Origin of the sequence: Paraflavitalea pollutisoli (genome assembly GCF_029360705.1) — a bacterium.
Taxonomy (GTDB): Bacteria; Bacteroidota; Bacteroidia; order Chitinophagales; family Chitinophagaceae; genus Paraflavitalea; species Paraflavitalea pollutisoli.
The window spans coordinates 3,165,969-3,181,306 of sequence record NZ_JARKMX010000008.1 but is presented as its reverse complement, the minus strand read 5'-3'; the positions used below and the strand labels follow the sequence as shown (position 1 = coordinate 3,181,306).

Sequence of the window (15,338 nt, the reverse complement as noted above, 5' to 3'; positions counted from 1 at the left end):
CTTCCTTCCGGCAGGTTATCTAACTGCCTGCGGTACCCTCTGTGCGTCGTTATAATAAACACTAAATACTTATCTTATGTCATTGTCTCATCAACAGGGCGCTGTTACCATTGCGGGTAATCGTACATGGCCTTTTAAACGTATCAATTACTGGTTGGCTGCCATCGTGCTTGGCGCCGTCATAGGACTGGTGGTGTTGAATGCCTTCTTTAGCCTGGACAAAGATTCTTTTGGAAGGGATATTGGCGTGGCGCTGCTGCAGGTAGTGGCGGTAGGGGTAGCCGGTGGTGTGGTATCCAAGCTGCTGGAACAATACGTAACCGGCCGTCAACGATTGCTGTCCGAGCTGCAGCAGCACCAAGCGCAGTTACTGCAGAAGCAGGAGCAGGAGAAAGCGGAGCAGGCGGGGAGGGAGCAACAGCAACGCTGGCAGGTAGAGCAGGAGCGCGATGCCCAACGTATCGTGGTACGCAACAAGAATGAGCTCAAGAAAGACCTGATCCGTCGCATCAGTCATATCTACAACGAAGCCAAGGCGGCCCGGCGTATGCTACGGGCGAAAGCCCTATCCACGGCGTACAATGACAGGAATGTGGTCAATGCCAATCTATACATCAAACCTTATGCGCAATACCTGGAAGTATTGAATGACCTGCAACTGGAGCTGGAGAACATCAAAGAAGAAGTACGTTTCAACAAAACGTCTGTTACGTTTTATACCAAAGAGGCAGCCATCTATGCCGGGTTACAGGCCATGGAAGATTACCTCGGGGAGGTGATCGCCGAATACGAGAACTCCCGCACCAAATTTCTGGATAAGGCCTATGCACCGTACATGGATTTCGACAAGCTAAAGGACCTGCTCAGTACGGCGCGGGTGGGTAGCACCACCGCCTTTCGCACCCGGTTTATCGAAGCCTATAGACAAGTGATCGCCGACCTGCTGGAAGACCTCGTCAATCCGGCGCAGCCGTAGCGCCCGGAATGGTCTTTGAGAGCATGTGGGGTGGGAGTAGTATGTAAGGGGATAGGTCTGGATATGCTCTACACATTGCACTGAATAGGCCTACGCATAGCACTGAAGTGGGCCTCCAGTGCTATGCGTAGTGTATTGTCATGTTATACGGAGGGCTATAGTAGGCAGGTAGTCATACAGTTACCGTGCTTATGTGATACAAGCACCCAACTATTCAGTGCATGATCATAGCTTTAAGACACGCTTAAGTGATATAAATAAATCTATTAGATGCTGATTTTAGTTAGTATAACTTTATTTAGATTATAATATATTATATATGTGATGGCCAAAAATGCCCGGTAAATTCCTGCCTGGTTACTGGCTTGTTAATGGCCGCTGACACTCCTATAAGTAAATGAACATTCACTTATCTTCGTGCTATCAATGAGAACCAGGGATACCGATAAAGAAGCGCTCGTACGGCAGAAAGCCATAGAGATGATAGTGCATGAAGGTCTTGAGGGGTTTAGTATGCAGAAGTTGGCGCGTGCTGCTCAAATTTCTCCAGCCACCTTATATATCTACTACAATGACCGGGAAGACCTGCTCGTCAAGATCGGGCTGGAAGTAGCCGAGGACCTGCTGGCCACCAGCTTGAAAGATTTTCACCCCGAACTGCCTTTTGCCGAAGGAATGGCGATTCAGTGGCGCAACCGGATGGCCTATTTTCTGCAACATCCATTAGAGACCGAGTTTATGGAGCAGGTACGGTATTCGCCGATGTATGCCAAAGTGCAGGTAAGCATCACCAGCAAGTTTGGGAGCGTATTAGGCCCCTTCGTGCACAAAGCCATTGCCAATGGCGAATTGCAGCGGCTCCCTTTCGAGGTATACTGGTCGATCGCTTTTGCTCCTTTATACCAACTCATGAAGTTTCATCACCAGGGCCGCACCCCGGATAATAACCCTTTTACACTGACCGATGTGATGGTGCAACAGACCCTTACATTGGTGCTGAAAGCCCTGAAACCCTGATCGCTGGATCTCGTTACAATATTACCGGGTCTGGTTCGTCAACCCGGAACAACAGTCTAAAAACAACAAGTATAGCCATGAATCAAGCCCTTCCTACAACAGACAAGCCCCGGTTCACCCCGTACCAAAAGCTGGTGGTGACCGTGCTGGCCTTGCTCCAGTTTACCATTATCCTCGACTTTATGGTGCTGTCGCCTTTGGGCACCATCCTGATCAAAGAATTGAGTATCACACCTGCCCGCTTCGGGTTGGTGGTCTCCGCTTACGCCTTCAGTGCCGGTATCTCTGGCGTGCTGGCGGCGGGTTTTGCCGATAAATACGACCGCAAGAAGCTCCTGATGGTCTTTTACACCGGTTTCCTGGTGGGCACGGCGATGTGCGCCATGGCCACCGATTTTCATTCCCTGCTTATCGCCCGGATCGTGACCGGCTTGTTTGCCGGCGTGGTCGGATCGGCGAGCATGGCCATTGTGACAGACCTCTTCCCGATCCAGATGCGGGGTAGGGTTATGGGATTTATCCAGATGGCCTTCGGCGGCAGCCAGGTATTGGGTATTCCCATCGGCCTGCTGCTGGCTACCCGCTGGGGCTGGCATTCTACCTTCTGGATGATCGTGGTGTTTGGTATTTTACTGGGTGCCCTCATCCTGCTGCAAATGAAGCCGGTCACTGAGCACCTGAAATTGAAAAGTGATAAAAATCCGCTCGAGCATTTTGTACATACCATCAGTCACAAGAATTACTTGCTGGGTTTCTTGGGTACCATGTTGCTGGCTACGGGTGGTTTTATGATCATGCCTTTCGCCAGTACCTTCACCACCAATAACTTAGGTATTCACCAGGATCAGTTGCCACAACTGTACCTGATCACGGGTATCTGTTCACTGGTATTGATGCCACTGATTGGCCGCGTCAGTGACAAGGTCGATAAGTACCTGATATTCTGTATCGGTACGGCCCTCAGTATGCTGATGATCGGCATTTACACCAACCTGGTGCATACCTCCTTCCTGGTGCTGACGGTGATCAACATCATCATGTTTACGGGCATCATGTCGCGGATGATACCGGCCGGGGCTATCACCAGTGCCATACCGCAGCCGCAGGACCGGGGTGCGTTTATGAGTATCAACTCGTCGGTGCAGCAGGTGTCGGGAGGTATTGCGGCTACTATTTCGGGGATGATCATTGTGGAGAATCCGGATAAGTCACTGGGGCATTTCGATACGGTGGGGTATGTGACGATCGCAGCCATGCTGGTCGCTGCGGTGATCATGTATTTTGTGGCGCGGCAGGTGCAGCACAAATTAGGCAGGCCCTTGAGTAGCAAACCGGTAGGGGAGGCGCTGGCGACGTAAGTACCCCTTTGGGGGATTACGCCCGCTGTTTGTCGCCAGGAGGATGGGCGGGTAGCGGGACGAGTAGGTGCAGGTTGATACTGCCCTCCTTATGATTCCGGGCAGGGTTAACGAGTGGATAACCCGCTTTTATTTTTTTGATTACCAGGCTTTCGGTAAATTAGGATATCAATGTGCCGTGGAGAGTGCAAAGTCGCTGCTGACAGGAATGAATACTGATCACTGCGTTTTTGCTGCGCTCCACGGTTCTTTTTTTACCATAAAAATTGCTTGTAGTATGCTTAAATTCTCAGATCTGAAGCCCGGAGACATTGTACTGGCCAACAATGAAGGTCAACTGATTGAAGGAACGGTTACCGACCTGAACAGGGAGGATAAGGAAGTATGCGTGGAAACGACTGTGCAGGAATTCTGGTTCAAACCGGATGATCTGTACCCCATTCCGCTGACCGAAGAGCGACTGTTAAAGCTTGGTTTTGAGAAGGTTGAGAATGACGACGGGTCTGTCAAGTACAAAAAGGACTCGTTCCGGGTGCTGACCCCCACAAAAGGCAATTTTAACGACTTCGAGATCTGGTGGCGCGAAGACCGCCGGCACCTGCGGCAGCCCATCGCGGTGCATGAATTACAGAACCATTATTACCAAATGACAAAAGTTGAGCTGAATCCAGCCTGATTTTCAATTAATTTATCCTTACTTTTGCCGCCCTGGAGGCCAAATCACGGAAGACGGGAAAATTTTAGTGTATTATTTCATATTTCCGTGTGATAATCCTATCTTTGCGCCTCCTTAAACGAATATGGGAAAACAACCGCTGATTAAACAAGATGGAGTAATTCTGGAAGCCTTGTCGAATGCAATGTTCAGGGTGAAGTTGGAAAACGGTCATGAGATATTGGCCACCATCTCTGGAAAAATGCGGATGAATTATATCCGGATTTTGCCGGGTGATAAAGTGGGCGTGGAAATGAGTCCCTACGATTTGTCAAGGGGAAGAATAATTTTCAGGTACAAATAAGTAAAAAGAAATATCATGAAAGTTCGTGCATCCATTAAGAAGCGCAGCGCCGATTGCAAGATCGTGAGGAGAAAGGGCAGGCTGTATGTGATCAATAAAAAGAATCCCCGCTACAAGCAGAGACAAGGGTAAATCGTCGCAGGCAGCAGTCGCGGGTGACGGATATTTACCTCCAACTCTCTACTGTAATGCTGCGTTGAGTTACAACAAACTAAAAACAATAAACTAATAAGTAAATGGCTCGTATTGCCGGTGTAGACTTACCAAAAAATAAAAGAGGCGAGATTGGCCTTACCTATATCTTTGGTATCGGTCGTTCTACTGCCCAGTATATTTTGGGTAAAGCAGGTATCGATTTCAGTAAGAAGGTGAATACCTGGAATGATGATGAACTGAACGCTATCCGTAACATCATTACCAATGAGTTTAAGGTAGAAGGTCAGTTGCGTTCTGAAGTTCAGATGAGCATCAAACGTTTGCTCGATATCGCTTGCTACCGCGGCTTGCGTCACCGTAAAGGCCTGCCGGTTCGTGGTCAACGTACCCGTACCAACAGCCGCACACGTAAAGGTAAACGTAAGACAGTTGCTGGTAAGAAGAAAGCAGCTAAGAAATAATGTTACAGAGACACTGTTTGTCAGTGTCTCTGTTTTAATATTTTGCCTGGTACAAATTCTTGTAGCGGGCAGAAAGAGGCGCAACTTGTTGCGTCTCTACGAATTTGGGTCAATGCCGGATCGCTTTACCGCAGGAGGATTGAACCCGTCCCGGATAACTTCGGGATTATTTTTAAACGCATAGATTACCTGTTAACAACATGGCAAAAGCACAACAGAACAGCGCGAAAGCCGCTGCGAAGAAAAGAGTAGTCAAGGTTGACTCTTATGGCGACGCACACATCGTAGCCAGCTTCAACAACCTGATCATCAGCATCACCAACAAGAACGGCCAGGTTATTTCCTGGAGCAGTGCCGGTAAAATGGGCTTCAAGGGTTCTAAGAAGAACACTCCTTATGCTGCTCAGATGGCTTCTGCAGACGCCGCTAAAACTGCTTCAGATGCAGGTGTTAAGAAAGTAGACGTTTACGTGAAAGGTCCTGGTGCCGGTCGCGAAAGCTCTATCCGTGGTCTCGCACAAAACGGTATCGAAGTAGTGCAGATCAAGGACGTTACTCCGCTTCCTCACAATGGTTGCCGTCCTCCCAAGAAGAGAAGAGTATAGTTTGTGGTACGAAGCGACAAACGGTACCCACCCGTTGGATTACCACGCTTCGACGACAGCTTGAAACATATTTTAAACAGGATGCCCGATTTATTTTTACGATTTTTATTGATCAGGCATCGACACCAAAAAATCACTTAAACAATTATGGCACGTTATACAGGCCCAAAAACAAGAATCTGCCGCATTTTCGGTGAGCCTATCTTAGGCAATGGTAAATACCTGAGCAAGAACAGCAATCCTCCCGGTCAGCACGGTGGTAACAAGAAACGTAAAGCACCCGGTGAGTATGCTATTCAGTTGAAAGAAAAGCAAAAAGCTAAATACACTTACGGCGTTCTGGAAAAACAATTCCGTAAGACTTTTGAAGAAGCTAACCGTATCAAGGGTGTTACCGGTGAGAACCTGATCAAGCTGCTCGAAGCTCGTCTGGACAACACCGTATACCGTCTTGGTCTGGCTGCCAGCCGTCCCGGTGCACGTCAGTTAGTATCTCACAAGCACATCACTGTAAATGGTGAAGTGGTAAACATTCCTTCTTTCCAACTGAAGCCAGGTGATATCATCAGCGTTAAGGAGAAAGACAAGGCAAACACTTCTATCACCAGCCAATTCCGTGGCAAGAACCAAAAGTTCTCCTGGATCGACTGGAACGAGACTGAAATGCAAGGTACTTTCGTAGCTTATCCTGAGCGTGAAAGCGTGCCTGAGAACATTAAGGAGCAGTTGATTGTTGAGTTGTATTCTAAGTAATCGTGAGTATGTGGCTATTGACAGCCGCCTGATCCGTTACTCTGTACTACAGCAATCCCAAATGTTCATCGTTTAAGGCGGCCCCGGCCGGCCTTCGAACAAGTAAAAAACAGAAATCTAAAATATGGCCATTTTAAATTTCCAAAAGCCAGACAAGATCGTTTTACAGAAAGCAACGGAATTTGAAGCTCAATTCGAGTTTCGCCCGTTGGAACCCGGTTTTGGTGTAACCATTGGTAACGCCTTGCGCAGGGTGCTGCTGAGCTCACTGGAAGGGTATGCCATCGTTGGTATCCGTATTGAAGGTGTAGACCACGAGTTTGCTACCATCAAGGGTATCACGGAAGACGTACTCGAGATCATCCTGAACCTCAAGCAAGTTCGCTTCAAAAAGAAAGTGGACCATGATGTAGCCCAGGAGAAGATCACCCTCAGCATCAAGAACAAAGCTGAATTTACAGCGGGTATGATCGGCGAAGCCACACAAAGCTTCGACATCATGAACCCCGATCTGCTGATCTGTATTTTGGATACTTCAGCCAAACTGGACATCGAACTGTCTATCGCTAAAGGTCGTGGATACGTACCTGCAGAAGATAACAAGGTAAAAGATGCTCCGTTCGGTTATATTCCCACCGATGCGATCTTCACACCGATCAAGAATGTGAAGTACGCTATCGAGAACACGCGTGTGGAACAACGCACCGACTATGAGAAGCTGATCATGGACGTTACTACCGATGGTACCATCCATCCGGAAGAGGCGGTGAAACAAGCCAGCCGTATCCTGATCCAGCACCTCATGATCATCACCGACGAAAACATCACTTTCGACAACAAGGAAGACAAGAAAGAAGATGTGGTGGATGAGCAAATGCTGCAACTGCGCAAGATCCTGAAAACACCGTTGGAAGATCTCGATCTGTCCGTACGTGCTTTCAACTGCTTGAAAGCAGCCAAGATCAACTCTTTGAGCGAACTGGTTCAATACGAACAGGAAGACCTGATGAAGTTCCGCAACTTCGGTCAGAAGTCACTGGCCGAGATCGAACAGGTACTCGCAGAAAGAGGCTTGCACTTCGGTATGGACCTCAGCAAGCTGGGATTGGATAAAGAAGAGCTCTAGTAAAAATTATAACCGGTAGCAAGAGCCGGGGTATCCCCCGGCTTCTTCTTACCATATTTTCAAACGTAGACTGTAATTCCTGACACGGTACAGTCGGTAAATTGTAAACGTCATGCGTCACGGAGACAAGAACAACAATCTGGGCAGAACCGCCTCCCACAGGAAAGCGTTGCTGAGCAACCTGACCTGCGAACTGATCGCTCACAAAAGAATCGTTACTACCCTCGCCAAGGCCAAAGCGTTGCGTAAGTACATCGAGCCACTGATCACCAAGGGTAAAGACAATACCACACACCAACGTCGTGTAGTATTCAGCTACCTGCAGGATAAAGAGGCTGTAACTGAACTGTTTGGACCTATCGCTGAGAAGATCGGTGGTCGCCCCGGTGGTTACACCCGCATCATTAAGCTCGGCATCCGTCAGGGTGATAACGCCGAAATGGGGCTGATCGAACTCGTAGACTTCAACGAGATCTACGGTAAAGGTAAAACAGAGGTTAAAGAGCCTGCTAAGAAAACACGTCGTAGCAGAACCAGCAAAAAAGCCGGTGAAGCAAAGGGCGAAGAAGGCACTACCGAAGAAAAAGCCGCTGAATAAGCATGATTTGAATTCTTTTGATATCAAAAAGCCCCGCCTTTTCAGTGCGGGGCTTTTTTTAGGCCGATTTGGGAACATTATGCCACTGGCATGCAATTAGTTACCCTATATATCGGAACAACCTGTGAACAATTTTAACTTCAAATACATACAATAATTCTTTTCTTTGCAAAATTTTTCACTACACATGTCCACATCACAACAACCTGCTGTTCTGTTATTGGCGGATGGTACCGTACACTATGGTAAAGCATTTGGAAAGATCGGTACTACTGCCGGGGAAATTTGTTTCAATACCGGTATGACCGGATACCAGGAAGTGTTCACTGATCCTAGCTACTATGGCCAGATCATTATCATGAACAATGTGCATGTTGGTAATTATGGTACCAAAAACACAGATGTAGAGTCCAACAGCGTGAAGATCCGCGGCATGATTGGCCGTAACCTCGAAGAGCTGTATTCCCGCAAACTGGCCGACAACTCGCTCGACAAATACCTTCAGGACAACAACATCGTTTGTATCGAAGGCGTCGACACCCGTTCTCTGGTAACGCATGTACGCGAAAAAGGTGCCATGAACTGCATCATCTCTTCCGAGATCCTCGACGTAGAAGAACTGAAGAAGAAGCTGGCCGAAGTACCCAGCATGGACGGACTGGAGCTCGCCAGCTTCGTATCTACCGAATCCACCTATACCATGGGTGACGAGGCTACTGCGGCTGTAAAAGTGGCTGTCATGGACTATGGCACCAAGCGCAATATCCTCCAGTGTATGGTCGACAGAGGCGCTTTCGTGAAAGTGTTCCCGGCTAAGACTTCTGTAAAAGAACTGAAAGCTTTCAATCCCGATGGCTACTTCATCTCTAACGGCCCTGGCGACCCGGCTGCGATGGATTACGCCGTAGAGACAGTAAAGGAGATCCTGAACGAAAACAAGCCCACATTCGGTATCTGTTTGGGCCACCAGCTGTTGGCACTGGCCAACAACATCGACACCTATAAGCTGCACCACGGTCACCGCGGCCTCAACCACCCGGTCAAGAACCTGCTCACCGGCAAATGTGAAGTGACTACCCAAAACCACGGTTTTGGTGTAGATCCCGAATCTGTGAAGAAAGCGAAGAACGTAGAAGTGACGCACGTCAACCTCAACGACAATTCGATCGAAGGTATCCGCCTCACCGACAAACCCGCGTTCTCCGTGCAGTATCACCCGGAATCGACACCCGGACCGCACGACAGCCGCTACCTGTTTGATGACTTCATCAACCTGGTAAAGGAAAAAAAGCAGTAAATTAGTTATAGCGTATAGTTGCACAACCCCCGCGTTGTGCAACTTTCTTTTATAACCATTCAACCCAACTGCCTTGAGGAATCAATACCTGCTGCTGCTGTCCCTTGTCTTCGTCGTTGTAGCCTGTCAGAAGGAAGTCAATGACTTCGATGCGACCCCTCCTCCGGGCGATTGCCTGCTGACCCGCATTGTGCAGGGAACAGGGATCGATGATAGCGTCTTCATCATCAAATACGATGCACAAAAGCGGATAGCCGTTTTGATCGATAGTTCCTACTCGGACACCCTTACGCCAACCTACTCGGGCAATAATAAGTATCCAGATTTTTATGGCTTTTTATCGGGCGGGGGATTCGGTTTCAAATACAACCCGGTGGGCAAAGTGATCGAAGTAGAAGGGCTGGGAAACAAAACCACCATGCAATATGCGGCTGGCGACCAATTGTCGGTTGCCGCCAGTTTTTACCTCAATATCAATACCTGGGAACCCACCTGGAACTATACCTTCGCCCACGACGCGGCGGGCAACCTGACGAAGTTTGAAGAATTCAATCCCAGTAATGCCTCGCAGGGCGTATGGCAAATCACGTACACGGATATTCCCAATCCATTCGGTGACCTGGCATATTACAACTACGGTAATTTCCTGGGCATGGATGATATATTCCCGGCTTATATGTTCATACACCAATCGAAGTTGTTACCTAAAACGATCCAAAACGGTGGCCTGAGCTACGAGATCAGCTATGGGCTCAATACGCAGGGAAAGGTAGTAACGTCTATCGCCCGCCTCCGGAATATGACCAACAACAACATTGAATTCACTGCTACCCGCCACTATTATTACAGCTGCCCCTAAGCGGTAATCCCTGCATTATTGTATTTTTGGCACAACAGCACAACGCATGAAAATAGCCATCATCAACGGACCAAATCTGAACTTATTGGGCAAACGTGAACCTGGCATCTACGGCAGCCAGTCTTTCGAAGCCTTTTTCGAAGCCCTGAAAGCACAATACCCCCAGGTCGAGTTGCACTATTTTCAAAGCAACATAGAAGGGGAGCTGGTCAATGAACTGCAGCGAGTAGGATTTGATTACGATGGCATCATCATGAATCCCGCTGCCTATACCCATACCTCAGTAGCGATCGGCGACGCTATCGCTGCCATCAAAACGCGCGTAGTAGAAGTACATATCTCCAATGTACACGCGCGGGAAGAGTTCCGTAAATTATCCCATGTATCTGCCAAGGCTGCCGGAAGTATTATCGGCCTGGGGCTGAAAGGCTATGAATTGGCTTTGCAGTTTCTGCTGACCCGGCAGTAGGTTATTGCGCGGGCTGCTATTTGAATGCTCCCACGCCCTTAGCCAGGCTGTCAAGTCGTTGCAAGGCTGAGTCATTGGTGCCGGGAACTGCCTTGTTAGAAGCCTTGATGGATTCATTAACTTCTTTAAATGCTTTCATAATACTGTCGCTTTTTTGGCGCCTTTCTTCGGCATCCTTTATAAGATGTGGTACGGTGGTAGTCGCTTCCTGGCAGGAAGCCATTCCGAAACAGCCCATGATTAGCAGCTTTTTCATACTGGTTGATGGTAGCTGGGGTGATTATAAAAAAATGCGCAGCATCAGCGCAGAACCAATGTCCTGTTTGGGATCGTCGAGCTTGCGGATGATGTGAACGCCATTGGCAGTCCATACTTTGAACAGATCTCCTTTCTTCCGCCGGGCCAGTTCCTGCTCGATCTGCGGCATCATGTAACCCACGGCCACCCAACCCAGATCACCTTTGGTGATCGCTTCGCCCCCCATCGAATAGGTTTGTGCCATCGTTTCGAAACTGGCTGCTCCGCTTCGTACACGTTGTATGATATTGTCTGACAGCGAATCCGCAAACCTTTTGGAAAACACCGAGGTGTCGAGGAAGATCTGTCCCGGGTGATTAAACGTGGCATTGGCCTTGGCCAGTATCTGCACCAGCGTTTTTCCATTGTGGTACGGGCCATATACCTTGCCTACCTTGCCATGATAGGCCAGGCTGTCGGGCAGGCCAAAAAAAGACTGTGGGCTACGCACCAGGATGGTGTCGATCACAAACCGTTTTTTCAGCACCTCCTTGACATACAAGGGGCCGTTGGTCGCCTTCTCGAGCTCCGCCTTGATCTGCGCTACCGATTTTCGCTGCGCGAAGAGTACAGGAGCCAAAGCCAGTAAGAGGAGCAGCACAATGATCGGTTTCATAGGGTAAAGGTACTAAAAGACAAAGACCTGTCAGGTCCCTTCCCTGGTAGGGGAATTGCCTGACGGGTCTTCTATTACGTGGAGTACTGCGGTTACAAGGACTCCTTGATATCCTGCATCAAACGCAACGCGATGTTGTTGGCGGTCGTTTCAAAATTACTTTCTGCATAGATCCGGATGATTGGCTCCGTATTGGACGTGCGGAGGTGTACCCAATCGCTGTCGAATTCAATCTTCAAACCGTCTTCCGTGTTTACCGGCTGGTTCTTGTATTTTTTCTGTATACGTTCGAAGATGGCTTTTACGTCGATGCCATTTTCCAGCTCGATCTTGTTCTTGGAAATGAAATAATCCGGATAACGGTTCCTGAATGATTTCATGCCATTCTTGTGCGTAGCGAGCGAACTCAGGAACAATCCGATACCGATCAGGGCATCACGGCCATAATGGAAATCGGGCACAATGATACCGCCATTGCCTTCACCACCGATCACTGCGTTCACTTCTTTCATCCTCGTCACGACATTGACCTCGCCCACGGCAGAAGGGTGGTATTCTCCACCATGCTTGATCGTTACTTCTTTCAGCGCCTTGGTGCTGCTCATATTGCTGACCGTATTACCCTTCCGTTGGCTGAGTATGTAATCTGCCACAGCCACCAGTGTATATTCTTCACCAAACATGCTGCCGTCTTCACAAACGAAACACAGGCGGTCTACATCCGGGTCTACAGCAATACCGATATCGGCTTTGTGCTTACGCACGGCGTTGCTCAGTTCGGTAAGGTTTTCGGGAAGCGGTTCGGGATTGTGGGCAAACTTGCCGTTCAGTTCTCCATTCAGCAGGATCACTTCTGCTACTCCGAGCGCTTTTAACAAGGGGGGTACGAAGAGGGCGCCGGTAGAATTGATCACATCTACCACGACCTTGAAGTTCTTTTTACGGATATCTTCTACGTGTACCAGCGGATATTCCAGGATCGCGTCAATATGTTGCTGTAAAGTGGAATCACTAACAGTATAAGTACCGAGCTTGTCTACACCCACAAAGGCAAAATCTTCTTTGCTGGCCTTTTCCAGTACGATCGCGCCGTCGGCAGCACTGATGAACTCGCCCTTTTCATTCAGGAGCTTGAGGGCATTCCATTCTTTGGGATTGTGACTGGCGGTGATGATGATACCTCCCGCTGCTTTTTCCCAAACAACGGCCAATTCAACAGTAGGAGTGGTAGACAGTCCCACATCGACCACGTCGATGCCGAGGCCGATCAATGTGTTGACAACAAGTTGTTGTACCATGGATCCGCTGATACGGCCATCGCGACCAATCACTACTTTACGGTTGGTCCCTTTGCCCAATAACCAGCTGCCATAAGCTGCTGAAAACTTTACAACGTCGAGAGGAGTTAAATTATCACCAGATTTTCCGCCAATTGTACCGCGAATGCCTGATATGCTTTTGATCAATGCCACAGTGCCATGAGTTTTTATCAGTTACAAAAATAGGGTGTTTGCTACCACGCAGAAATACCACTTATGGGTATTTTAGGATGAGACAGACAAGCATCGAGCCGGGAAATTAGTCAATTATAAAGACTTCACGTGCAGTTGTGGATAAGCAAGGGCAAACGGTTGTTCATATTACGGGGCCATTAAATGCCCCCAAACAGGGGTGCTTACCGGCAATTGTCAATTGCGCGTGATATTATCTTAATGTTTCTTTTTATTATTCAACAACAGGTACTTCGCCGTTTCATGCAGGGCTTCCGTCAGTTGACCCAATTCGCGACGGGCAGCAGCTGCGGTATCCCCAACAGGAGTCTCGTTGTTGATAATGGAAAACAGTTCTCCCTGGCCGGTTTTCTGCTGACGGTAAAAGTAATTGCCCTTCACGATACCAGAGAGATTGTTATCGGGATCGAAAATAAAGGCAAAGGCCTGACTGGTCGTATCCAGAAGATTTTTACCCAGCGTTGTATTGGTATAGCCGATATTGGAAAGGCCGGCGATGGTAGGCAATACATCCAATTGCGAACATATAACACGGGAACGACGTGGCTGCACGAGCCCCGGGCTATAGAACAGCAAGGGAACGTGCATGGAGGTAAGCCTTTGTTCCGTCCACGCCTGCGGAAACATGTCACCCGCATTGCCGGGAATACCATGATCGCCGATGAATACAAAGATGGTATTGTTGAAATACTTTTCTTTTCGTGCTGCTTCGATGAATTTCCGGTAGCTGAAATCGGTGTACCGGAAGGCATTCAGCTCTTCGATATTCTCAAATCCAAAGCGGCGCAGGGAATCCGACGACACATTTACTTTGTTGAATTCCTGCCGGTCTTCTTCGGGGATCGTATAGGGCCGGTGGTTGTCTGCCGTTTGTATCACAGCGAAGAAAGGTTTATCCTGTTGGCCTAACACTTTGTTGGCTTCCAGGAAGAGATTCTTATCACTAATGCCCCACACGTCGACGCGGGGTGATTGATAATCTTCGCCTTCATACAGTTTCAGTCCATTGATATTATTGGTGAGCAGGCCACGTATATTGGCCCAACTGGCACTGCCTCCTAAGAAATAAAACTTCTCATAACCAGTAAAGTCGTTGATGATGCTATGCTGATCTACAGCGCCCGGATTGCGGCTGGCCGTTTTCGGGGTTTCTACATCCGGTGTACCGGTAATCGTTGCCCACACGCCACGTGCCGTACCATAAGTAGGCGTGAAGCAATGATCGAAAAACAAACCGGCGCGGCTCATGCTATCGAAGAAAGGGGTGGTATTAAGCGGATTGCCCCACATCGAACTTTTATAAGCACTAAAAGACTCGCAGATCACCAATACGATATTGGGCTTGGTGCTGATGCCGTTGGCATTGGGCTGCTCGGTCCGGGTATAGTTCAAAGGCGCTTCAGAAGGGGGGAGGTTGTAATATTTTGCGATCGTTGGGTACAGTGTTTTTACTTTCTTCTCATCGTACTTGTTGCGGAACTTGAATGAGTTAAAGAAAGATTCGAAAGGATTCAGTGCCAGGTTAGCTTTATAATCGCTACCCAGTGCGAACGCATCGCTCCATCGTAAAGGGTACTGATCGAAGCGGCCAAAGATGAAAAAGCCGAGGACCAGGAACAAGACTACAGCGCTGATGATCCGTGAGCGCTTCGTGGCAGCGGAAGGACGGTTGCGTACGCGACGGTAAGCCCGGCGGATAAACCACATGACCATCCAGGTCGTGATCACCAGGCCCAATACCAGTCTGATCACGGGATACGATTGCCAAACCATGTTCATCGAAATACCAGCATCTTCCAGATAATTCAGCACGCTGGCATTCAGTCTTTGTACCAGATAAGCGTAGTGTGCAAAATCCACTACAAATAAGAACAGCACCAGGAATACGATGATGTATAGGAAGATGGTCCAGAATTTCCGGCCATACTTACTTTTGAAAGGATGCAGCCAGGGCAGGCTACCGAGCAACAGCATCACCAGGAGTATGATGGAAATGGTGCGTAGGTCGAAACGCAGGCCCAGGAAGAAGCTGCTGGAAAGGTCTGCAAACGTATTTCCCTGTCTATTAAAGAATAAATAAAGCCCCCACCGCATCAGCGTGAACAGTATCAGCAACGTAAGTCCCGTCCAGCATATCCACCGAACAATCGCAGGCAGCTTCATAATTCGTTTCATTACAATGAAATAAGGCGTTAAAATTAAGGGAATCCTTGCTTTTCT

The 15,338-nt window shown here is 48.5% G+C and carries 18 protein-coding genes; 14 read left to right on the top strand and 4 right to left on the bottom strand.

Going from position 1 to position 15,338, the window contains the following annotated elements; genetic code table 11:
• Positions 1 to 76: 76 nt before the first annotated feature.
• From P2W70_RS26340 to aroQ, 14 genes are all read left to right on the top strand, one after another.
• Positions 77 to 976 carry a hypothetical protein gene (locus P2W70_RS26340; RefSeq protein WP_276484543.1) on the top strand — a complete coding sequence of 300 codons (900 nt, stop codon included), beginning with the start codon at positions 77 to 79 and terminating at the stop codon, positions 974 to 976.
• A gap of 426 nt (positions 977 to 1,402) precedes the next feature.
• A complete protein-coding gene (locus tag P2W70_RS26335) occupies positions 1,403 to 1,993 on the top strand; it encodes a TetR/AcrR family transcriptional regulator (RefSeq protein ID WP_276484542.1) in 591 nt (196 codons plus the stop codon).
• A gap of 77 nt (positions 1,994 to 2,070) precedes the next feature.
• The gene (locus tag P2W70_RS26330; RefSeq protein ID WP_276484541.1) at positions 2,071 to 3,351 is read left to right on the top strand and encodes an MFS transporter; all 1,281 of its coding nucleotides are present in this window, start codon (positions 2,071 to 2,073) and stop codon (positions 3,349 to 3,351) included.
• 277 nt (positions 3,352 to 3,628) lie between these two features.
• On the top strand, positions 3,629 to 4,027 hold the full coding sequence (locus P2W70_RS26325; RefSeq protein WP_276484540.1) for a hypothetical protein: 399 nt from the start codon (positions 3,629 to 3,631) through the stop codon (positions 4,025 to 4,027).
• A 124-nt stretch (positions 4,028 to 4,151) separates the two neighbouring features.
• Positions 4,152 to 4,370, top strand: coding sequence for a translation initiation factor IF-1 (gene infA, locus P2W70_RS26320; RefSeq protein WP_119054088.1), 219 nt, complete (start codon positions 4,152 to 4,154; stop codon positions 4,368 to 4,370).
• Between the two features lie 15 nt (positions 4,371 to 4,385).
• On the top strand, positions 4,386 to 4,502 hold the full coding sequence (gene ykgO, locus P2W70_RS26315) for a type B 50S ribosomal protein L36 (RefSeq protein ID WP_014220631.1): 117 nt from the start codon (positions 4,386 to 4,388) through the stop codon (positions 4,500 to 4,502).
• 104 nt (positions 4,503 to 4,606) lie between these two features.
• Positions 4,607 to 4,987 carry a 30S ribosomal protein S13 gene (gene rpsM / locus P2W70_RS26310; protein ID WP_276484539.1) on the top strand — a complete coding sequence of 127 codons (381 nt, stop codon included), beginning with the start codon at positions 4,607 to 4,609 and terminating at the stop codon, positions 4,985 to 4,987.
• Between the two features lie 200 nt (positions 4,988 to 5,187).
• Entirely contained in the window at positions 5,188 to 5,592 is a 405-nt protein-coding gene (gene rpsK / locus P2W70_RS26305) for a 30S ribosomal protein S11 (RefSeq protein WP_276484538.1), read from the top strand.
• Between the two features lie 147 nt (positions 5,593 to 5,739).
• A complete protein-coding gene (gene rpsD / locus P2W70_RS26300; protein ID WP_276484537.1) occupies positions 5,740 to 6,345 on the top strand; it encodes a 30S ribosomal protein S4 in 606 nt (201 codons plus the stop codon).
• 124 nt (positions 6,346 to 6,469) lie between these two features.
• Positions 6,470 to 7,471, top strand: coding sequence for a DNA-directed RNA polymerase subunit alpha (locus tag P2W70_RS26295; RefSeq protein ID WP_276484536.1), 1,002 nt, complete (start codon positions 6,470 to 6,472; stop codon positions 7,469 to 7,471).
• Between the two features lie 112 nt (positions 7,472 to 7,583).
• Positions 7,584 to 8,069, top strand: a complete 486-nt coding sequence (rplQ, locus tag P2W70_RS26290) for a 50S ribosomal protein L17 (protein WP_276484535.1) — start codon at positions 7,584 to 7,586, stop codon at positions 8,067 to 8,069.
• A 187-nt stretch (positions 8,070 to 8,256) separates the two neighbouring features.
• Complete coding sequence (gene carA / locus P2W70_RS26285) at positions 8,257 to 9,366, top strand: glutamine-hydrolyzing carbamoyl-phosphate synthase small subunit (RefSeq protein ID WP_276484534.1); 1,110 nt, start codon at positions 8,257 to 8,259, stop codon at positions 9,364 to 9,366.
• 73 nt (positions 9,367 to 9,439) lie between these two features.
• Entirely contained in the window at positions 9,440 to 10,225 is a 786-nt protein-coding gene (locus tag P2W70_RS26280) for a hypothetical protein (RefSeq protein ID WP_276484533.1), read from the top strand.
• Positions 10,226 to 10,271: 46 nt separating this feature from the next.
• Positions 10,272 to 10,694, top strand: a complete 423-nt coding sequence (aroQ, locus tag P2W70_RS26275; protein ID WP_276484532.1) for a type II 3-dehydroquinate dehydratase — start codon at positions 10,272 to 10,274, stop codon at positions 10,692 to 10,694.
• A gap of 16 nt (positions 10,695 to 10,710) precedes the next feature.
• Here the strand turns inward: aroQ and P2W70_RS26270 are convergent, their stop codons facing one another.
• From P2W70_RS26270 to P2W70_RS26255, 4 genes are all read right to left on the bottom strand, one after another.
• On the bottom strand, positions 10,711 to 10,950 hold the full coding sequence (locus P2W70_RS26270) for a hypothetical protein (protein ID WP_276484531.1): 240 nt from the start codon (positions 10,948 to 10,950) through the stop codon (positions 10,711 to 10,713).
• 24 nt (positions 10,951 to 10,974) lie between these two features.
• Positions 10,975 to 11,607, bottom strand: a complete 633-nt coding sequence (locus tag P2W70_RS26265; RefSeq protein WP_276484530.1) for a peptidylprolyl isomerase — start codon at positions 11,605 to 11,607, stop codon at positions 10,975 to 10,977.
• A gap of 92 nt (positions 11,608 to 11,699) precedes the next feature.
• The gene (glmM, locus tag P2W70_RS26260; protein ID WP_276484529.1) at positions 11,700 to 13,079 is read right to left on the bottom strand and encodes a phosphoglucosamine mutase; all 1,380 of its coding nucleotides are present in this window, start codon (positions 13,077 to 13,079) and stop codon (positions 11,700 to 11,702) included.
• A 237-nt stretch (positions 13,080 to 13,316) separates the two neighbouring features.
• On the bottom strand, positions 13,317 to 15,293 hold the full coding sequence (locus P2W70_RS26255) for an LTA synthase family protein (RefSeq protein ID WP_276484528.1): 1,977 nt from the start codon (positions 15,291 to 15,293) through the stop codon (positions 13,317 to 13,319).
• Between the last annotated feature and the right edge of the window lie 45 nt (positions 15,294 to 15,338).